Raw genomic sequence first — 20,691 nt, 5'->3', positions numbered from 1 at the left:
CAGAGCATGAAGCTTCGCTTCTCTATGTGTAAATATGCTTCCTTTAATAACGCTATGAAACCTATGTTTCTATGTGGTTAATTAAAAATTTAGGCATTTACTTAAGCTAACTATGTAAACAGCGGTTTGTATTTCTGTCTGTGTTTGTACAGCAAAATACCATTCATTATAACCACAAGCAATGCCGTTGCGATGGCAGGCACATCGAGGAAGATGTGGAACAGCAAAATATTCAGCGATAGCGGCACGAGCAGCAGTAGTACGAACGGTACCCATTTTTTGATGAGGAGCATCAGCCCGATCAGGATCTCAAAAATGGCAACAATAGTGAGTATGTACCCGGTATCTGCAAGCGATTCCATAAAACTCGCCGCTTCGGGAGATGGCTGCGGCAAAGGGATGAAGGCGTATAATTTATTAATGCCGAATGCAACAAGGATAAGCCCGAGCAGTATCCTGACGATTTTGGTAAATTGTGAATTCATAGACGTAAAGTTTTAGCATGTATGAAATTTTAAAATTTTAATAAAGTTAATAAAATATTTCTCAGTATTTTAAGAAAACATTTGTAAATAAAAAATCCCTACCGGATGATAGGGATCGAATTACTAAATTATAGGTATTATTCCACTACCACAGAAAAATTCACCTGTGCATCGGTACTCCCGCCTGCATTGGCGATATTGCCCTCCGGTACATTCTCTCCCGATTTGTTCGGCTGGTGTCTCAGTGTTATAGTCAGGCTGCCTGCGCCTGGTGTAGTGGTGGCTGTGTAGAGGAACGACAATCCTATCGGGTGGCCGTTTGCATCTTCATCGGTATAGGTAAAAGTGCCGATGCCGCTGTGTTGGAAAAAGATCTGGTGTTGCGTTCCCTCTTCCTGTATCTCCCCGGTAATTTCCTCAACCGGATTAGCAAGCTCATTTAAAAAATTGACAGCCCCTTCATAGGCTCTCCCTGCCGTAAAATTACCCGAAACGCTTACTACAGGTGCATCGGGGCCATCGCCGTCAAGGTCGCGGGACATGAGTACAACCGGTGTGCCGCCGCCTACAGGCGTAAAAGTTGCTGCTACTGTTGTAATAACCTCTTCCTCGTTCACGGGGCCGCTGTCGTTGTCGCTGCTGCACGAAGAGAAAGTAGTTATTGTAATTAATGCTAAAGCTAAAATCCTGAAATTTTTCATGATAAATGTATTGATGATTAATAATTGAGTTTTACTTGTAATTGAAAGTTGCGGCCTATGTCGTCCGTATACAATCGCTGCCGGTTGAGGTAATCGCGATAGGCCGTGTTGAAAATATTATTGATCGAAAAATTGACCGATGCCAGTGTTTTTCCCAATGAGAACTGCATGCCCGATATAAAATGAAGCAGATGATAACCGGGAGGTGGCGTACTGATATTTACCAATGTCGGGGTCAACACACCATTTACAGGCACATCGGCATAAAAATCATTGTTGGGATAACGTGTTTGCCTGAATATCGCTTCGCTTCGCAGTTCCAAAAACAGGCTTTGCCAATCGGTAGTATAGCGAATGGTATTGCTGATATTGAGTGGCGGCATGTCAATAAGCGGCTCATCTTTGGTGGTGTTATCAGCATGCACATACGCGAAATTGAAGCTGTGGCGAAACCGTTTGGTAATATCCCAGTCGGTATGCAGGTCGAGCCCCGCCATGAGCACATTATCCTGCCTGTAATTGTACACCGGGAAGGTGCCGCGTATAGTATATTCCACAGCAGTTGGGCTCAGGTAAATGAAATCATGGATCGCGTTGAGGTAAGGCGTAGCCTCAAAACGGAAAGCGCCGCCTGTTTTAAGCAATGTGCCCGAAAGCTTTAATGCCCTTTCTTTTTTGATGCCCAGGTTACCCAACTCAATAGTTCCGTTGCTGTGGTGCAGCCCGTCGCTGAAAAGCTCGGACGGGTTAGGGTTGCGCATCGCCAGCCCGGCATTCGCCAAAAGGTCAATATCGGCAGAAAATTTTTTCCGTATCCCGAGGCTGGCAGAGATGTTATGGTAGGTAAACTCAGGGTTTGTAAGCCATTGCGAACCGTAATCTGCCGTAATGAAACGGTCAAAAACACCATTATAACCCAGGCTGTTCCAACGGGTTTTCTGGTAATACTTCGTGGCGCTCATGTGCGAAAAATCATAACGTAGCCCGGCCTCACCGCTCAGGGTTTCCGAAAAGGAATGGGATGCAATGCCATAAACCCCGGCATCGTATTTATCATATGTAGGTATCAGGGGGCGAATCCCTGTATCCGGACTCGCATCATTGAATTGTGCCGATCCGCTCAAGCCGGCTTTCAATGTCGTGTTATCCTTCTCCTGTTTCCAGTCGGCATTCACCGAATGGGTCGCCAGCGTAAGGTCGAGTGCCGGGATGTTGGCAAAATCACCGCGGCGCAGGTCATATTCTTTCCGGTTATTGAGCTGGAAGGCATATTGCAGCGACAGCGAACTATCGTTATCCAGTTGCTTGTTAAAATTGGCCTTCGCCAAATGATGCAGCACTTCCTGCCGTGGCGCGCCTATGGTATAAGTGAAAGGCTCCACCACATCCGGCTGACCGTTGTTGATGGCCCGTACGAGGTCGGCTACATTCCCAATATGTGTTTCCTTTGCGATACCGATAGTGGCGTTGTAAAAGCTGTAGGAAACCGAGGCATCATAAGTATTGCCAATGTATTTCACATCGCCTGCAAAGTTGGTCTCGCGGTTGCCGGTATTGGAGAGTACGTAATCAGGGGTCTGGCGGTCACCCATGTATTTGAAGGTGCCGTTCGCATTCCACGCCCAGCCTTTATCATTCCCCTGGTGCAATGCAGAAGACAATGTCCCACCGCGGCCATTGTAGTCGGCAGTCATAATCGTGCGGCCAAACAGCGTGTCCTTCAGCACGGATACCGGCTCCACCAGCACCAGCCCACCAATCGCATCGCCGCCATATTGCAGTGCCGAAGCACCTTTAATCACAGCAACCTTTCCCGCCGTATTGATGTCGAGATTAGGCGCATGCTCGGTTCCCCATTGCTGGTCTTCAAGCCGAACATTGTTCGAAATAATAGGAACTCTGTTGCTGTGCAACCCGTTGATCACCGGTTTTACAATAGTGCTCCCCGTCTTTAGGGAATACACGCCGGCTATCTCCTTCAGGGCATCGCCAAGGCTGGCATTGCTGTACTTTTCAATGGTTTCGGTTTTTAGGCGCTGCTCGTGTACCGTGTTTTTGGGTACGGCGTTATTTTCTGATAAAACCACTTCTTCAAGCTGTGTGCTTTCGGGTTTCAACACAGCATCCAGTACCACATCGGCAATCACATCCACAAGAGTGTCCATTGTTTTGTACCCGATATAGGAAATGACGACGCGCTGGTGCCCGGAAGGCACGTTATCTAGTTCGTAATGCCCATCGGGAGCGCTCACGCCGTGCAACTTTTCAATATGGATGTGCGCCCCATCGAGCGGTTTGTTTTGCGGTGCCGCCACATTCCCGCTAATGATATGCTGGGAATACGCGCACCCGTTTCCTGCCAGCAAGGCGAGGAGGAGAATATAAATTCGCATGATTGTCTGGATAAAGGGGAATATGAATTCTTTATCCTGCAATGGCCTCACCCCCGGCCCCTCTCCAAAGGAGAGGGGTGCAGGACGGTATTATTCATAATCTAATGGCCGACAAATTGTGTGGAAACATTTAGTGTATGAGTAAGCAGGTTTGAGTGCCCTCTCCTTTGCTTCGCCAGTTCGGCTTTCAGCCTCGTGTGGAGAGGGGTCGGGTGAGGCCTATACGGTAGGAGGCCCCCTGTGCGAGAACAGGCTTCCGGCGAATGCCGTATTGCCTTCTATGCTGCTAAAAGAGTAGGGAATGGGTTTAAAAGGGAAGTCGAGCCTGAGGCAGAATTCCTGCGGCGCTACAAAGTAGTCGAAATGGAAATCGCAGACAGAGCAATCGTCTTCATGCTCATGATCGGCGGCACTAAATTGTTTAGTCTCTTTCTTAAAGCTGTGGCGATGGGTTTCTGCGAAATGCTTGTGGCTAAACGCGTGAAAAGACTGGTAAGCCGTCGTGAGGAGCACAACAGCCATCAGGGCCAGGTTGAATATGGCGAACTTTCTTTTCATTATTGCAAAGTTAAATGAAAAAGCGATACAAAATGCAATCAAGTTGCATTAGTTGAGAATGGAACGAGGATGACGCGGATATACGCAGATTTTTTCAGGGAACGGAGGTACGTGTCATTTCGACCGGAGCGCAGCGTATTGGAGAAATCTCAATAAATCCTGAGATTTCTCCTGCGTCGAAATGGAAGAAACAACACGTTAACTCTTCAAAAAGTCCCCGTCAATGATCAGCAGCTTTGCGCCAGTAACCGATGTTGAGCGATGCGAGCTGAGGCTGTCCGAAACGATGTAGCTCATACCGGCACTAAGTTTTGTAGAGCCGCCGCTTTCTTCCTCGCTTACAAATGATCCTTCCAGGCAATAAACGATATGGCCTTTCTGGCACCAATGGTCGGCGAGGTAGTTGGCAGAGTATTCCACGATACGTACCCGGAGGCCGTCAAATTCCAGCGTTTGCCAAAAGGAGGTGCCTGTTGTACCGGGATGCTCTTCTTTTGGGATGGTGGTCCAGTCGATGTGGAGGAAGGGAATGGAGGTCATAAAGCGTTAATAAGTGTTATTACATTTTATAAGGCCAGTTTGCTTCGGTTGTGGTTTGTTTTTTTACTAGATATGATATGTTTTTAATAAAATAGGGATTTCCACTACGATCTTTATTTTGTGAAAAAATACCGTTTTCGTTAAACTCATAAAGCGTTTTCATATAACTTATGGTCATATCGTCAGCAGGCCCATCAAACCCCTCATGGTATGTATTTCCGGCATATTGCAATTTGCCATCGCCAAAATTGTATAAGTCTGCGGCATTGGTTCCCCTGAAGCATCCAAAGAAATTTTTTGTTTTTGTCCTGAGATCGTAAACCAAAATGAATTTAATGCCACAGCCCCTGCCAACACATGGGTGGTATATCATTGATATGACAATAAGTTCCCGTCCGTTATAATTGTAAAGCCTTGCCTGCTCCCAGTTGTTAGCAAAATCAACTTCACCTTTTTCCGTATCTTCCGTATCATTAAGTGTTTTCTGCCCTTTCAGGCTGAAAAGGTCTTCACCTATCTTTATTTTGACTTCCTCTTCCTCCGTATTGATCCATTTGATAGTGTAATCGCCCAGGTGGATTATCTGTTCCGCTTCGCCATCTATGGGTTCCGAAAGATGAATATTGTTGATGAGAATATAAGGATCTACGGCATTCCGGGAGAAGTGGTCAGCAATCCTGCAGTCATCTATGGTCTGTATCTGGGCAGTGGCGGCGCCCGAAAGAAGGTACAGAAATGCAAATAAAGAGAATACTTTCATAGACGGGTTTTTAATGTGAACGACAAAGCAAAGTGTGTAGTATTGAGAATTAAAAAACCCGCAACACCTTCCGGCATCACAGGTCATAAATATACTTTAATTTCTTTTATACTAAACCGTTAGCAACAAGATACTCCGCTATCTGCACCGCATTCGTAGCAGCGCCTTTGCGGAGGTTATCAGCCACAATCCACATGTTCAATGTATTGTCCCGGCTCTCGTCGCGGCGGATACGGCCCACGAACACATCGTCTTTACCCTCTGCATAAAGCGGCATCGGATAGGTGAACGTGTCGAGGTTATCCTGTAAGGTAATGCCCGCCGTATTGTGCAGGATGCTGCGCACCTCGTTCACATCAAAGTCGTTGCTGAACTCCACGTTAACCGATTCGCTGTGCCCACCCACGGTTGGGATGCGCACGGTGGTTGCCGTCACTTTTATCGAATCATCACCCAGGATCTTCTTGGTCTCGCGGGTCATTTTCATTTCTTCCTTGGTGTAGCCATTGTCCTCGAACACGTCGATCTGCGGGATAGCGTTGCGGTGTATCGGGTACTTGTAGGCCATTTCGCCCTGTATGCCGGCATATTCGTTCTCCAACTGCTTCACTGCCTTAACGCCAGTGCCGGTAACCGACTGGTAGGTAGATACCACCACGCGCTCGATATTGTATTTTTTATGCAGCGGCGCCAGTGCCAGCACCATCTGTATCGTAGAGCAGTTCGGGTTGGCAATGATCTTGTCGTCTTCGGTCAGCTCACCAGCATTGATCTCCGGCACAACCAGCTTTTTCGTCGGGTCCATCCTCCATGCAGAGGAGTTATCGATCACGGTCGTTCCTGCTTCGGCAAATTTCGGGGCCCATTCTTTCGATGTATCACCGCCTGCCGAGAAAAGCGCTATCTGCGGCTTCATGCTTACCGCCGTATCAAGGCTCACCACCTTGTATTTATTTCCCTTAAATTCGATCTCTTTGCCCACCGACTTCTCCGAAGCCACGGGTATCAGTTCGGTTATCGGGAAATTCCTTTCAGCCAGTACTTTCAGCATTACTTCGCCTACCATTCCGGTAGCGCCTACAACAGCAACTTTCATATTTAAAAATGATTTAAGTGAATGTCAAAAGTAGTGAATGAAATTGTTTTTTTGCCACGAATTGCACGAATTCCACAAATTATGAAAAGGAGGATTGCTATTTCCCAAAGATGCGCAAAGAAGCCGCGAAGATTCACAAAGGTTATAGTCGAATCAATTTTATTTGGCATAGCCTTCTATCCGCACGCAGATTAAATTGTTTCACGCAAAGGCGCTAAGACGCAAAGTTGAGCACCCTAAACATTGCTTTGCAATGACTTTGCGGCATAAAATATAGTCTCATAAGTCTTAGCGGCTTTGCGCCTTTGCGTGAAATAAAAAATGATACATTCCGGAAGCAAATTTGTGCAATTCGTGGTAAAAAATAACCGCCCTCATGGAGCGGTTTAGTTAGACATCAGAATATGTAGTGTAACGGAAACGTCTTTTGTGGCCTATACATTCAGCGCGACAAAAACAGCTTTTGTGCCCTCTTTATCCTGCGCCGTTTCAAAGGCTTTGTTAATGTCGTCCAGCGCAAAGCGATGGGTAATCATTTTTTTAGCGTTCAGCTTACCGTTGGCCAGCAGGTCGAGGCACATTTGCATTTCGGGATAAATCCCCCAAAAGGCATAGCTCGCGCTTAGTATAAGCTGAATTTCGCCCATCTGCATGCGCTGCCACTCCAGGCCAATGTCGGTTATCCCGGCATCAAAGCCGCCGACAATAACGATCTTGCCGCCTATCCTTGCCAATTTGGTAGCTAAAGGAAGTGTCTCAGGCATGGAAGATCCTCCCGCGCATTCAAAAACGATGTCTGCGCCCCTGTATCCGGTGAACTCCATAACTTTCGCATAGGCATCTTCATTTTTCGTATTTACAATGCTGTCGGCGCCAAGTTCTTTGGCTACCTCAAGTGAATGGTCTACCACATCGATCACCAGCACATCGGCACCGGAGTTTTTTGCGAGCTGAAGCTGCCCCAGCCCAATGCAGCCGCTGCCGATAACCACCACTTTGTCATTTATCTTAATACTGCTGAGCTGTATCGCATGCATGCAAACCGAAAACGTGTCGAGCAGTGCCGCTTCTTCAAAACTCACATGCTCCGGCAGCTTATACAATTTTTTTGCCGGCGCGATCACATAGTTGGCAAATGTGCGTGAAACGGTTTCCATTCTTACCTGGTACAGGTGCGGGCAAATGTTGTATTGCTGCGCCTTGCACCATTCGCAGGTCCCGTCGCCCACAAGGGTTTCTACCACAACGCGGTCGCCGGGCTTTATTGTTTTTACAGCGGTGCCCACTTCAACCACTTCACCGGCCATTTCGTGACCCACAATCCTGCATTCAAGTTCCGGTTCCTCTTTTTTCCAGTGCCGCAGGTCGGTACCGCAAATTCCGGATACCTTTACTTTTACCAAAACCCAATCGGGTTCAGGGATTTTCGGCATTTCCACCTGGCTGATCTCGAATTCGCCGCCACGCGTTTTCAACGCTGCTTTCATCATGTGTTCCATATTCAGTCTTTACAGTTTTACCAAAAATAAAAACTTACCTACGTGGAATTTTACATGATTTGCCTTTACGTTTGCATATACGGTATGCCTGTAATGGTTTGAATACGAAACATTAAAGCCTCGGGTTGCTTTTCAGCGCGTCCCGTATCTCCATAAGGAGCTTTTCCTCGTTGGTAGGCGCAGGTGGCGCAGCCGGTGTCTCTTCGTGCTTCCTTCGCATGGCATTGATAAGCTTTACAATAAGGAACAGCGCGAATGCCACGATAAAGAATGAAATAACGTTCGACAGGAAGTTACCGTATTTTACCCCGGCGCCCCAGGTGAGTTCCTGTATGTTCTTGAGGCCGGCGCGTTCGAGCAGGGGTGTCAGTATCAAAGGCGTGATAATATCTTCTACCAATGATTTTACAATAGCGCTGAAGGCGGCACCGATCACTACACCGACAGCAAGGTCCACCACATTCCCTTTGAGGGCAAACTCTTTAAATTCCTTGAAAAATGCCATAAGCTATATTTTTTGGTTTGATGTATCGCTAAGGTACGAAAGAAAATTGCACAGTTTCTTCAAAAAGGCTTAAAGGGATGTGAAATATGGTTAAAGATTATAATACATTTGACTATTTCAAGTAAATGACAACATATGAAGTTTCTTAGGATATTGATTCTTGCATTTATAAGTATAAATGATTTGTATGCGCAAGGAACAGAAAGATTTGAATTATATTTCAGTACCTATAATCATGTTGAAGGGATAGATAGCTATAAAATTACAAATGAAGAAATTGTAGTAAGTGTAAAAGGACTTGTAGATGAGAAAGATAATGTAGTTTATATTTCTAAAATGAGACAGGATATATTTGAAAAAACCAAATCTATAAAGTTCCAGTCATTAGAGGATTCTTATTTTAATAATTGCATTATGGCCACGAGCGGGAGCGAGTATTTTATAGGCTTTAGATATGGTGCAATATCAAAACAAATTAGTCTTCATCATTATTACCAAAAGAATATAGCAAATTTGGTTGAGTTAATAAACCTTTCCGTTCCTGAAGAATATCATATTGATTATGTCGGTGAAGATACACAGCAGTATTGTCCGTAGTTACTCCTTATAAAACACCCGTTTAACCCTTTGCGAGATACTCGTCAGTATCTCATACGGTATAGTGCCTAATGCTTCCGCCATTTCAACCACGGTAGGCGATGCGCCAAAAATAACTGCCCTGTCGCCCTCTTTACAGTCGATGTCGGTTACATCCACCATCATCATATCCATGGAGATAGTCCCGGTGATCACCGCCCTTTTATTATTGATGGTAACATAGCCCTTTTCATTGCCCCAGCCCCTGCGAATGCCGTCCGCGTATCCTATCGGCAATGTTGCGATACGCATTTTTCCGGGCGCGATGAACCGTCGGCTGTAGCCAATGCTCTCGCCGGGCTCAATGTCTTTTATCTGGAGGATAACGGTCTTCAGGGTGCCGACGGTCTCCAGGCTTTTGCGCTCGGTCTCGTCATTGCCTACGCCGTAAAGGCCAATGCCCAGGCGTACCATATCGAACTGTGCCTGAGGGAAATTATAGATGCCCGAGGTATTCAGTATATGGCGTATTGGGTTGGTCTCTAATGCTTCCATCAGCTGCTCCGACCAGCTTTCGAACTTTCCGATCTGGTCAAGCGTAAAGTCCCTGTAATCCGGCATATCGCTGGACGACAGGTGTGAAAAAATGCTTTTTACCGAGACAAGGTTGTTGTTTTTCAACAGCTCGATAAGCTCTTCCAGCTGGTTTTCCTGGAACCCGAGGCGGTGCATCCCGGTGTCGAGTTTTATATGAATAGGGTAGTTAGAAAGGTTCTTCTGCTGTGCCACGGCAATAAAAGCTTTCAATTCCCTTGCCGAATAGATCTCCGGCTCGAGGTTATAAGCTGCCATAGCCGCAAACGCGCTGCTCTCGGGGTTCATCACAATCACAGGCGTATTGATGCCCGCATTGCGCAATGCGATACCCTCGTCGGCGAAGGCCACACCCAGGTAATCCACTTTTTGATGGGAAAGTGCTTTGGCGATCTCATAGCTGCCGCTGCCGTAGCCAAAAGCTTTTACCATCACCATTACTTTGGTTTCAGGCTTCAGCCTGCTTTTATAAAAGTTCAGGTTGTGCGTAATGGCGTTGAGGTTGATTTCCAGTACGGTCTCGTGCGTTTTCTCTTCAAGGAACACCACGATCTCATCAAACCGGAAGCTCCGTGCGCCTTTTACCAGTATCGTTTCGTTCTCAAAAGAGCCTGCCTTATAATGCGACAGGAATTCCTGCGTGGTTTTGTAAGGGAAGAAATTCGGGAAGTCGGCCAACTGTTTACTGATGGTCTCCCCAATGCCTATAACCTGGCTGATATTGTGCCCCGAAAGCAGTTTGGCGACCTTAGCATAAAGCTCTTCGGTTTCAAAGCCGCTCTGGAAAACATCGGATAATATGATTGCTTTTTACTGTGTGTTTTGTGCTGCTCAAGGAAGTCGAGCGCTATTTTAAGCGACTGGTAATCGCTGCTGTAGCTGTCGTCGATAAGCGTACACCCGTTGATGCCGTTCTTTACCTGTAGTCGTAATTCAACGGGGTAGAGGCCTGCCATGCGCTCCTTTATGATCTCGTGACTGTAGCCGAAATGCAACAGCACCATGAGGCAGCTGATGGCATTTTCTATCGAAGGCGCATCCGTAAACGGGATGCTGATATCAAAGCTTTGGTCATGGTATACTACCGACAGTATAGTGTTCCCACCGTCGTGCTGCGTTACGATCTGGACATCGGAATTTTCGCCAAAGCTCCATGTGAATGTTTTTACAGCTGCGTCAAGCTCCTTTTCGACATCGATGTTTTTTTGAAGGATGAGTAGCTTTACACCGGTAAACAGCTTCAGTTTCTCGCGTATTTTTTCCTGCCTGTCGGCGAATCCTTCATCGTGCGCCGGGCCTATGTTAGTGAGTATCCCGATCTCAGGACGGATAATGGGCTGCAGCTTTTCCATTTCGCCTGTAGTAGAAATACCTGCCTCGAATATCCCCAGGTTGTGCTTTTCATTAATACCTATGACGGATAACGGCACACCCACCTGCGAGTTGTAGCTCTTAGGGCTCCGGATGATGTTGTAGTCAGGGCCTAAAAGGTAGTTAAGCCATTCCTTTACAATGGTCTTCCCGCTGCTGCCGGTTATGGCGATCACTGGTAAATCGAATAGCTGCCTGTAATATATGGAAAAATCCTGCAATGCCTTCAGGGTGTTGTTCACCACAAAGAAATTGGCTTTGCCGCGCACTTCAAACGGAATGTAGCTCACCACAAAGTTAAGCACACCTTTATCGATCAGCTCTTTTATGTACATATGCCCGTCGCGGTTCTGCCCACTAAGCGCAAAGAATAATGTCCCGGAGTTGTTTTGAAGCGACCGGCTGTCTATAGAAACGTTGTCGATGGCCACGCCGGGGTGCATTCCTTCAAAACCGGAATGTATGGCGGGAATTATGTTTTTTATTGGGATGCTCAAGGCTTTAGTTTTTTAGGATTTCGCCTTGTGTCAAATACACGTAATATCGCAATGGATTTTTTGTCAAAAGTGTAGATGATCTTGTAATTCCAAATTACCAAAAAGCGTATATCAGGATCGTCGAATACAGGTTCTACAGGGTGTTTTTCCGGAAAAATAACTAACGTCTCTGCAAGATCATGAATTTTATTGAAAACCATAACGGCGTTTTGCGGGCTGTCTTTAAAAATATATTCGTAAATGACTTCTAAATCATCTGAAGCCTCTTTTCTCCATACAACTTTCATTTGCCTAAAATGCGTTGCCTTACTTCGTCACTGGTGTAAGTTTCTAAAGTGCCTTCTTTAAACTGTTTCAAAGCTGATTTTATATCAGAGATATATTCTTCATGAGAGACAGGATTGCCTTCTCCATCATAACCGATAATATTTTCCTCATCCAAAATATCGGAAATCTTTTTCAAAAGCTTATCATTAGAAAGATTTAGTATGCGTTGGGCAACATTAATCTTAAGTTTCTCTGACTTCATAATCTGCAAGTTTTATCAAAGATAACGAATATGGATGAAATTATTATTTATGTTTCTCGATTAGACGCTTGGTAATTTCTTCACGGTAATCAAAGTCCGCGGATATTTCTGACCCAACAGACAAGCTTTTTACGAAATCTGTGATTATAATTTCGTCGAATTCCTCTGATTTTTTCTTTTCCATAAATAAGAAATTTAAATTCACAACTTTTCCGTATTCTCTGTAGCTCCCCCTTCAGGGGCCGAGGAACTTGGAGTCAAGTGACTGTGCTGTTTCATCGCCTCAAAATACGCAGCCCTGCTTAATGGCTCATATTCTTCCGTCTCACCCAAAAGCACCAGGTTGTCATTATTGGCTTTGCGAAAGCTGTAGTTGGCCAGATTGCCGGTGCGGGTGCATACAGCGTGGACTTTCGTCACATATTCTGCCGTAGCCATAAGTGCCGGCATGGGTCCGAAAGGATTGCCTTTAAAGTCCATATCCAGACCTGCCACGATAACGCGGATGCCGTTATTCGCAAGGTCGTTGCATACCGCTACAATTTCCTCGTCAAAGAACTGGGCTTCGTCGATGCCCACCACGTCACAGCCCTGCGCCAGTATACGCAGCATGGACGATGAGGTTACAGGCGTAGAGCGTATCTCGTTGGAATCGTGCGACACCACCATCTCTTCGTGGTAGCGGGTATCGATGGCCGGCTTGAAGATTTCGATCTTTTGCTTGGCAAATTGTGCGCGCTTCAGCCTGCGTATCAGTTCTTCGGTCTTGCCCGAGAACATCGACCCGCAGATGACCTCGATCCACCCGAATTGTTCTTTATGGTTTACTGTATTTTCGAGAAACATTTTGTATTTTTCAGGCTGTAAAACAGAAACATTTTCTGTTACTTTGTATAAAACAAATTTATTAAAAAAGTATTGCGCCACTTCCTGTAATCCTAAAAGTTATGAAGAAAAAGTTAGAAGCCGAGCTCATCAGCATTGCACACCGCATATTAAAATTGAAGAACAGGGCCGAGCTGGATCAACTCCGGGACGAGACGCTCAAACTATATGAAAAGCTGTCGGTGCTGCGTTTTGTGGAAGACAATTTTGCTGATGTGAAGCCTACTATAGGGTATGCTTCGGCAGAAGGAAAACTGGAAGAAGTATACGGTATGGAAGAGCTGCCTCATGTGCATGCGAATGAAGTAGAGGCTGCTGAGGCAAAAGCCAGGGAAGAGAAGAAGAAAAGCCCCCCAACCCCCGAAGGGGGAGAGTTGGAGAAAAACGATAAAAAAGAAGATAAGGAAAATGAAAGTGGCGAAGGCGTAACGGCGGGTAAGGAAGAAGCCCCGGCAGCCGAAAAAGAGAAGGAAGAAACGGAAAAACCGGAACAGGGAATCCCTGTAGCTGCTAAAGAAGAAGCTCCTGCTCTTGAAGCCAAACAGGAAGAGAAGAAAGAAGAAGCACCGGAACCGGAACAGGAAGTTGAGGTAGTAAAGCCCGAAGCCGAGATAAAAGCTATGGAAGAAGGTGCTGTTGCCGTTTTTGAAAAAGAAGATAAGAGCACCGAAAAAGAGGAAGAGGAAGCTGCCGATGCTGAAGTAATAACGATAGCGCCTGATACTTCGGCAAAAACGGAAGATACAGGGACAAATATTGAATTTGCCTTCGAAAGGAAACCTGCGCCGGAAACACCGCAAAAGCAGAAAGAGATCACATTCGAGGATTACCACGATTATAAAGAGCCTGAATTTGTAAAGAAAGGTGACGAAAAGAAAGAAGAGCCAAAACCTGTAGCCGAAGAAGCGAAAAAGGAAGAGCAAAAAGCCGATGACTGGCGCAATTGGGAACCTTCAAAACCGGCGGAAGAAGAAAAGCCGAAACAGGAAGAGCCAAAACAGCCTGAACCCGCAGCGGAAGAAAAACCTGCCGACGACTGGCGCACCTGGGAACCTAAGAAAGACCCGCAGCCGGAAACACCTGCACCAACTCCAATTGCCACACCTGTCGCTCCAAGGCCGGTAAACGATGCCTTCGGGAAGACGATCAACCTGGCGCTTAATGACCGCATTGCTTTTGAAAAGAACCTTTTCGGGGGCAGCAGCGAAGACCTGAACCGCGTGGTGTCGCAGATCAATACACAAAACTCGTTCGATGAGGCCAAAGCGTTCATCGAGGACCTTGTGAAGCCCGATTATAACAACTGGAGCGGCAAGGAAGAATATGAGGCCCGCTTTATGGAGCTGGTAGAGAAAAGGTTCAGCTAATGTCAAAACTCTACATCGTCCCAACGCCCATCGGCAACCTGGAGGACATGACCTTCCGCGCCATAAAAGTGCTGAAGGAAGCCGACCTCATACTTGCCGAGGATACCCGTACCAGCGCCAAGCTGCTGAAGCATTTTGATATCGGCACGCACATGCACAGCCACCACATGCACAACGAGCACAAAACGGTGGAAGGCATCATACAGCGCATCCAGAATGGCGAGACCATTGCCCTAATATCCGATGCAGGCACACCGGCCATCTCCGATCCCGGATTCCTGCTTACCCGTGCCTGTGTGGAGAACAACATCCCCGTTGAATGCCTGCCCGGCGCTACAGCATTCGTACCTGCCTTGGTGAACAGCGGCCTGCCCAATGAAAAATTCGTATTCGAAGGCTTCCTGCCCGACAAGAAAGGCCGCCAGACCCGCTTTTTGGCATTAGCCGAAGAACCCCGCACCATGATATTCTACGTGTCGCCACACAAGCTGGTAAAGACACTTGCCGAATTTGTACAGTACTTTGGCGAAAGCCGCCCTGTCTCCGTTTCCCGCGAGCTGAGCAAACTGCACGAGGAAACCGTTCGCGGTACCGCTGCCGAAGTGCTGGCGCATTTTACTAAGAAAGAGCCGAAAGGGGAGATAGTGGTTGTAGTGGGGGGATTTATAGGGCAGCGGAAAGAAAAGAATTAAGTACAAATTATTCAATGCTCATTTCACTAATATTAAATACTAAAATCCTTGAAGACAGAAATAAAAATAATATTAGAAGAAGGTTCGTCAAATAAGGCACAAGGTAATTGTTTCGAGGATCTTATTCGGAACTTGCTTTCCACTCACCAATATAAAATCAAGCAAAATATTAGGTTTACTGGTATGGAGTTAGATTTACTTGCGGAGCATAGACAAAGAAAAGATGAAATTTTATACGTTGAATGTAAAGCTAAAGAGAAAGTTTCATCAATTGAGTTAAGAACATTTTTCGCAAATGTTTTCCATCATAAGGCAGATTTTGGATATTTTTTTAGGACAAATGAGTTAGAGTATGACGCAGGCGGATTATTAGTCGAGTATCGAAATGATGAGCGATATAAAAATCTTTCTTTTTTTGAACCGGAAGATATAATAGAAATGCTGCTGAATTCTAAAATGATTTTTGAGCCATTGCAAAGCCTAAAACCGTACACCATTTCAAAAAAGGTTTTGGTTGTCACTTATATGGGAGATTTTTTAATTTATCTAATAAATGAATCCAATTTGCTGCCTACTAAATTCATTGTTATAAATGCGATTAATAATGAAGCCGAGGTAACCAAAAATGTTATAGACTTGATTTCGTCTAAAGTAAGCGAGATAAATAAACTCGAACAAATTTTTATTACTAAAGGTTATTCTGAACCAAGACATAATCTAATTGAGAGTGAAAATTTAATCGAAACTATCTCAGAAGTCCAAGAAAGTGAAAATTGGTATGATTACTTACCTGCCTCATCTAAAAATAAACATTTCGTCGGAAGAGACACTATAAGAACACAAATCTTAGAATATTTCAAAGAAATACACACTAATAAGTCACATAAAAGAATTTTTTATCTGAATGGTAAATCTGGATGGGGTAAAAGTTCTTTATTACTTGAAATAAAGGGAAGATGTAGGAATAAGCATTATAAAAATAAATTTTTCACAGTTGCTATAGATACTAGGAGTGCACTATCGGATAACTTTGTTGCTCTTTCATTTAATAAAATTATTAATTCCGCTTTTGAGCAAGGTTTTATAAGTCAAAATTTTTTTAATCAAACTATTGAGTTCACGTCCACTACCGATTTACTTACTTCAGATAGCATTAATGAATATCTAAAGGTATTGAAATCGGAAAATAAATATTTAGTTCTAATCTTCGATCAATTTGAGGATGTATTCAGGAAGAAGGACTTATTCAAATCTTTTTATAAGTTCTTAAGTGATGTGTCAGATAAAAAACCAAATATTATAGTTGGGTTTTCTTGGAAGTCAGAATTTTTTATTCCAAACGATGATCCTGCATATTTTTATTGGCAACAAGCCAAAGAGCAGTCAAGAGAGTTTATTATTAAAGAATTTGGAGAAAAAGAGATAGATGGAATTATTAAACAACTTGAGCAATCGATTGGAAAATTAGATAGAGAAATTAAAAATAGAATTAAAGAGAGTTCTCAAGGTTTGCCGTGGTTAACTAAAAAATTATGTATTCATATCTATGAACAGATTCAGCAAGGATTAAAAAAGGATAAACTAATTGAGTCGAATTTAAATATTAAAGATTTATTTGAAAAGGATAAAGAACGAATTGAACCTGATGAATTAAAAGGCTTAAAACTAATAGCACAAAAGGCATATGATGGCGAGTTTTTCGAAATCTCCGAAGTGGGTGAGTCTATCGATAGTAAAGTCGTGGATTCTTTACTCCATAAACGTTTAATAATTAAGTCTGGGATTAATTATAATATTTATTGGGATATTTTCCGCGATTACTTAGTCACAAATATTATACCTCCCATTGGTGAGAGTTTTCTATTGAGACAAGGAGTGAATTTGTGTTTAGAGGTTTTTCTTCTTTTTGATAAAAATGAGAAAGTCACCATTGAATCATTGCATAAAAGACATCCAAAAAAAATTGGTAAAACTACGCTCGAGAATATATTAATTGAATTACGAAATCTGGGATTAGTTCAAAAAAACGATGAATATTATAGCATATCTAAAGGTAATGTTGCAATAACTAATGATGGTTTTATTTTATTTATAACACAAAAATTTCAAAATTATACACCGTATTTAAATTTAAAGAGAAGAAATTTAGTTTTTATAACCAAAGATGATATTGTAAATGTCTTGAAGGAAACTTTTAAACAAGAGTATCAAGATAAAACTTGGGAAACCTATGCATTATATTTGATTAGTTGGTTTTTGCTTTCAGAAATAGACATAAAAACTAAAATTGTAGAACCACGAAAAGGGAGAGGTAGGTCTCGAATATCTATTTCTACAAATAATGCATTACCACGAATGACCTTCAATGAAATATTAAAATCGGTAGATAAAATTCCAACCGGAATCGAGAGCAAGGCCGCGGCGGATTTAATTTTACTAGGTATAATTGATGATGAAAAAGTACTCACACCCATTGGAGAGGAATTAAAAAAATTAAATATTCTTGAACGAGCTGCATTATTGAGAAAGTTAGCTAAGGTCATACCTAAAATGGAGAAAATAGATAAAATATTACAAATTCATCCAAAAATTACTGCAAAACAATTAATCGAGATGGTTGGAGTTGATTTTTTTGGTGGCAAAGCTAAAAGTTCAAAAATTTTATATGCATCGAGTGTCATGTCTTGGTTAAAAAGTAAGTGATTTTGTAATATTCATTTGCTGTAACCTCAGAATCAATCCCTTTCTGAAAATTGCCACTCACGTTTGAAGCGCTAATGGTGGATTCATTTTTGTATATCCATTATATTAAAACTTGTTGAAGCATATAATACGAAAATAAATTCAATCTAATTACAACAAAATGCACCCCCTCAACCATTCCCACCTCCCGTTCCTAAACTTATTCTTTGAAAACTCCAAAGAGCGCCAACCCGAATACATCACACCGTTCGGCTATATCATTTACAGCGAACTTAATCCGGCAAAGGAGCGCGTGTATCTTATTATTGATATTAGCACTTTTGAATACGGGAAAGACTTCCGTGTGGAAATAAAGATGCTTGCGGCCAGTGAGGAAAAATTCAAAAAATACAGGGATGATGAAAATGCCATCTACCAATACCACCATAATTACCTGGGAGGGGACACCGTGCAGATGCTGCAGGACAAGCTGGGCCCTTTAGCAGAAGACGAGACTTATTTTGTGGAAAGTAACTACCACAGCCACCCCAACCCGATGGAGCACGTGTATAAGCTAAAAGCCCAAGACTACATTGCCACGCTCACGGAGTGGTTCACTGCCAATCCGTTGAACAAGGAATACATCCACAGGCTGGGTAATTCCGAAGAAGATAAAGAGAAAGTGCTGGCACTATACAATGGCGGGATATCCGGTGTGCTGCAATGCATTAACCTGCGCGATTTCCGCAGCTACGGCTATGGCGAGCCGCGGACGAGCTGGTCGGAAAACCAATGGTTCAACAAAGACTTTGCAGCGCTGAAGGACATTGTGATACTATCGGTGACCAATAATAAGTCGCTGCTCCCGGAAGCGCTCGATATGATACAGGGCTACCCGTACCTTGTCGAGCTTAACCTGAGTGACAACAACCTCGACACAGTGCCTCCGGGGCTTGATAAGCTTGCCGACCTGAAGCGGGTTACCTTTAAGCATAATAATTTTACCGATATGGAAGCGTTTGCCAAACTTACGCAGGTGCACAAACTCGACCTTACAGGCAATTTTATTACCGCCATACCCGATGATATTGCTAAAATGGAATTGCTCGAGGTGCTTGACCTTTCGGGCAACAAAATAACCGAGCTGCCGGAAGCACTCCTGCAAATGAAGCGCCTGAAAGTGCTCAACCTTTCCAATAACCCACTAAAGCAGCTGCCCGACTGGATCGGCCAGATGACAGGGCTCGAAGAGCTGAACCTGCAGCAAACGCAGTTGGAAAGCCTGCCGGAATCTTTTGCAAACCTGAAAGTCAGCGGCAGGATCTATTTAAAGAAAAACCCGTTCAAAGAACTGCCTGCCGGATTGCTGGATATGGGCAAAGTAATCGACCTTGAGGAGCGCAACATTGCCCTCTATAATCCGAAAGTAAAGAAAAAACTTGCTTCGCTGCCAACCGGAAATATAAAGATGAATGCCGACCTTAACTTCAAGCTTATGGTGGTACAGCGCCTGATGTATGAAGATGAGTTGCTGCTCCCGAAATTTGACGTGTATGAATTCGTGAAGAACCATAAAGGCCGTGAGATCGACCTTGAAGAGATCAGCTATGAAATGATCCCCGAGGTAAAAGCGTGGTTTGAAAACCTGGATATTCCGTTGGAGCTGCTTTGGGACATTAAGGAGCTGAGGGCCGATGGTGGCGATGAGATCTACCATGAGCTGATACCGCACTGGGATGGCGAGGACGATGTGTTCGACGTGGTGTCGGCTGAGGATGTAAAATACTTCCCCAACCTGAAGAAGGTTACCCTGATGGGTAATAATAAAGAGGTTGTGAAGTTTTTGCGTGAAAATAAGATTAAGGTATCGTTTTTATAGAAGTGAATTATAACACCCCTTTATGTCAATCTATAAAAAATGATATTAGTCAATATACCTGTTTTTATTTTCACGCAAAGTCGCAAAGCCGCCAGGACTCATGCCGAATTTAGCACGTAAAAAGCCGCAAAGCATTGTAATGCAATGTTTAGGGCGCCCAACTTTGCGTCTTAGCGGCTTTGCGTGAAATAAACTTTTATCTGTGTGCATAAAAGGTATGCTAAATGGAGTTGATTAAATATACTTAAAATTAAACAGAAGAAAAAATGAAGGATGCGTGGGTTGAAAGATGGGATGAAAGATATAACGCCGAGGAATTTGCTTATGGCGAAACCCCAAATAATTATTTTAAAGAGCAACTGGAAAAGCTGCAGCCGGGAAGAATACTATTCCCTGCGGAAGGAGAAGGGCGCAATGCCGTTTTTGCGGCTCGGAATGGCTGGAAGGTTTCAGCATTCGATATAAGCGCGATAGGGAAAGATAAAGCCCGGCATCTTGCGGCAAAGCATCATGTGGAAATAGACTACAAGGTGGGGGAGCTGCCCAATCTCCAATATGCTCCGGCTGAATTTGACGCCATTGCGCTGATCTATGCGCATTTTCCTGCGGAGATCAAATCTTCCTATCATAAGGCTCTTGACACCCTTTTGCGCAGCGGCGGTATCATTATATTCGAAGCCTTCAGCAAGAAACACCTTGAATATCTCGCCATAGACGAGAAAGTTGGCGGGCCAAAAGACATTGCAATGCTGTTCTCGATAGAAGAGATACAATCAGACTTTCCAAACTATGATTTTATTGAGCTTACCGAAACAGAAATTGAGTTAAGCGAAGGTATTTACCATAATGGCAAAGGATCAGTACTACGGTTTGTGGCGAGGAAAAAATAGATCTTTAAAACACTGCGGAGCAATATTTTGCGGTTTAAAAAAATATTGTTTTGGTATGAGTCATGGCGGCTTTGCGACTTTGCGTGAAATTAAAATCGTTGTGCCTGTATATGCACATCTCTCATGTAGATATAAAATAAGAAGGCCGGATACAATTGCTGTATCCGGCCTTTGTTTATAATTTACATATTT

Annotated in this window: 20 protein-coding genes; 6 read left to right on the top strand and 14 right to left on the bottom strand. The window is 44.0% G+C overall.

Translation table 11 applies throughout. The features are described 5' to 3' along the window. Positions 1-110: 110 nt before the first annotated feature. From HYN59_RS03295 to mscL, 9 genes are all read right to left on the bottom strand, one after another. A complete protein-coding gene (locus HYN59_RS03295; protein WP_108776906.1) occupies positions 111-485 on the bottom strand; it encodes a DoxX family membrane protein in 375 nt (124 codons plus the stop codon). 137 nt (positions 486-622) lie between these two features. Then, complete coding sequence (locus tag HYN59_RS03290) at positions 623-1,186, bottom strand: type 1 periplasmic binding fold superfamily protein (RefSeq protein ID WP_108776905.1); 564 nt, start codon at positions 1,184-1,186, stop codon at positions 623-625. A 17-nt stretch (positions 1,187-1,203) separates the two neighbouring features. Further along, the gene (locus HYN59_RS03285) at positions 1,204-3,579 is read right to left on the bottom strand and encodes a TonB-dependent receptor (RefSeq protein WP_108779628.1); all 2,376 of its coding nucleotides are present in this window, start codon (positions 3,577-3,579) and stop codon (positions 1,204-1,206) included. 219 nt (positions 3,580-3,798) lie between these two features. Continuing rightward, the gene (locus HYN59_RS03280) at positions 3,799-4,137 is read right to left on the bottom strand and encodes a hypothetical protein (RefSeq protein ID WP_108776904.1); all 339 of its coding nucleotides are present in this window, start codon (positions 4,135-4,137) and stop codon (positions 3,799-3,801) included. A 198-nt stretch (positions 4,138-4,335) separates the two neighbouring features. Beyond that, a complete protein-coding gene (locus HYN59_RS03275) occupies positions 4,336-4,677 on the bottom strand; it encodes a DHCW motif cupin fold protein (RefSeq protein WP_108776903.1) in 342 nt (113 codons plus the stop codon). A gap of 19 nt (positions 4,678-4,696) precedes the next feature. Continuing rightward, positions 4,697-5,437 carry a hypothetical protein gene (locus HYN59_RS03270; protein WP_108776902.1) on the bottom strand — a complete coding sequence of 247 codons (741 nt, stop codon included), beginning with the start codon at positions 5,435-5,437 and terminating at the stop codon, positions 4,697-4,699. A gap of 106 nt (positions 5,438-5,543) precedes the next feature. After that, positions 5,544-6,533, bottom strand: coding sequence for an aspartate-semialdehyde dehydrogenase (locus HYN59_RS03265; RefSeq protein ID WP_108776901.1), 990 nt, complete (start codon positions 6,531-6,533; stop codon positions 5,544-5,546). A gap of 434 nt (positions 6,534-6,967) precedes the next feature. Beyond that, positions 6,968-8,032 (bottom strand): zinc-dependent alcohol dehydrogenase, encoded by a 1,065-nt coding sequence (locus HYN59_RS03260; protein ID WP_108776900.1) that lies wholly within the window; start codon positions 8,030-8,032, stop codon positions 6,968-6,970. 112 nt (positions 8,033-8,144) lie between these two features. Beyond that, complete coding sequence (gene mscL, locus HYN59_RS03255) at positions 8,145-8,537, bottom strand: large-conductance mechanosensitive channel protein MscL (RefSeq protein ID WP_108776899.1); 393 nt, start codon at positions 8,535-8,537, stop codon at positions 8,145-8,147. 135 nt (positions 8,538-8,672) lie between these two features. Between mscL and HYN59_RS03250 the strand changes: the two genes are divergently transcribed. Further along, positions 8,673-9,134: a hypothetical protein gene (locus HYN59_RS03250; RefSeq protein ID WP_108776898.1), complete on the top strand. Its 462-nt coding sequence runs from the start codon at positions 8,673-8,675 to the stop codon at positions 9,132-9,134. Here the strand turns inward: HYN59_RS03250 and alr are convergent, their stop codons facing one another. The 5 genes from alr to HYN59_RS03230 form a co-directional block, all read right to left on the bottom strand. Beyond that, positions 9,135-10,385, bottom strand: a complete 1,251-nt coding sequence (gene alr / locus HYN59_RS18425; protein WP_425433064.1) for an alanine racemase — start codon at positions 10,383-10,385, stop codon at positions 9,135-9,137. It abuts the gene before it with no gap. A gap of 26 nt (positions 10,386-10,411) precedes the next feature. Continuing rightward, positions 10,412-11,575 carry a Mur ligase family protein gene (locus HYN59_RS18420; RefSeq protein ID WP_425433063.1) on the bottom strand — a complete coding sequence of 388 codons (1,164 nt, stop codon included), beginning with the start codon at positions 11,573-11,575 and terminating at the stop codon, positions 10,412-10,414. Then, positions 11,572-11,862, bottom strand: a complete 291-nt coding sequence (locus tag HYN59_RS03240; RefSeq protein ID WP_108776897.1) for a type II toxin-antitoxin system RelE/ParE family toxin — start codon at positions 11,860-11,862, stop codon at positions 11,572-11,574. Before HYN59_RS03240 ends, HYN59_RS18420 begins: the two co-directional genes overlap by 4 nt. After that, a complete protein-coding gene (locus tag HYN59_RS03235; RefSeq protein ID WP_108776896.1) occupies positions 11,859-12,104 on the bottom strand; it encodes a hypothetical protein in 246 nt (81 codons plus the stop codon). Before HYN59_RS03235 ends, HYN59_RS03240 begins: the two co-directional genes overlap by 4 nt. A 201-nt stretch (positions 12,105-12,305) precedes the next feature. Further along, a complete protein-coding gene (locus HYN59_RS03230) occupies positions 12,306-12,950 on the bottom strand; it encodes a thymidine kinase (RefSeq protein WP_245895656.1) in 645 nt (214 codons plus the stop codon). A gap of 101 nt (positions 12,951-13,051) precedes the next feature. Between HYN59_RS03230 and HYN59_RS03225 the strand changes: the two genes are divergently transcribed. The 5 genes from HYN59_RS03225 to HYN59_RS03205 all read left to right on the top strand — a co-directional run bounded on the left by HYN59_RS03225 (position 13,052) and on the right by HYN59_RS03205 (position 20,499). Beyond that, positions 13,052-14,356, top strand: coding sequence for a hypothetical protein (locus HYN59_RS03225; protein ID WP_108776895.1), 1,305 nt, complete (start codon positions 13,052-13,054; stop codon positions 14,354-14,356). Further along, on the top strand, positions 14,356-15,048 hold the full coding sequence (gene rsmI / locus HYN59_RS03220) for a 16S rRNA (cytidine(1402)-2'-O)-methyltransferase (protein WP_108776894.1): 693 nt from the start codon (positions 14,356-14,358) through the stop codon (positions 15,046-15,048). The genes HYN59_RS03225 and rsmI overlap by 1 nt, the downstream gene beginning before the upstream one ends. A 48-nt stretch (positions 15,049-15,096) precedes the next feature. Further along, positions 15,097-17,751 carry a restriction endonuclease gene (locus HYN59_RS03215; protein ID WP_181369499.1) on the top strand — a complete coding sequence of 885 codons (2,655 nt, stop codon included), beginning with the start codon at positions 15,097-15,099 and terminating at the stop codon, positions 17,749-17,751. Positions 17,752-17,911: 160 nt separating this feature from the next. Continuing rightward, entirely contained in the window at positions 17,912-19,609 is a 1,698-nt protein-coding gene (locus tag HYN59_RS03210; RefSeq protein WP_108776892.1) for a leucine-rich repeat domain-containing protein, read from the top strand. A gap of 266 nt (positions 19,610-19,875) precedes the next feature. Continuing rightward, positions 19,876-20,499 (top strand): class I SAM-dependent methyltransferase, encoded by a 624-nt coding sequence (locus tag HYN59_RS03205; RefSeq protein ID WP_108776891.1) that lies wholly within the window; start codon positions 19,876-19,878, stop codon positions 20,497-20,499. Positions 20,500-20,691: the final 192 nt, after the last annotated feature.

It is taken from the genome of Flavobacterium album (assembly GCF_003096035.1).
GTDB lineage: Bacteria > Bacteroidota > Bacteroidia > Flavobacteriales > Flavobacteriaceae > Flavobacterium > Flavobacterium album.
This window is presented reverse-complemented; position numbering and strand designations above follow the sequence as displayed.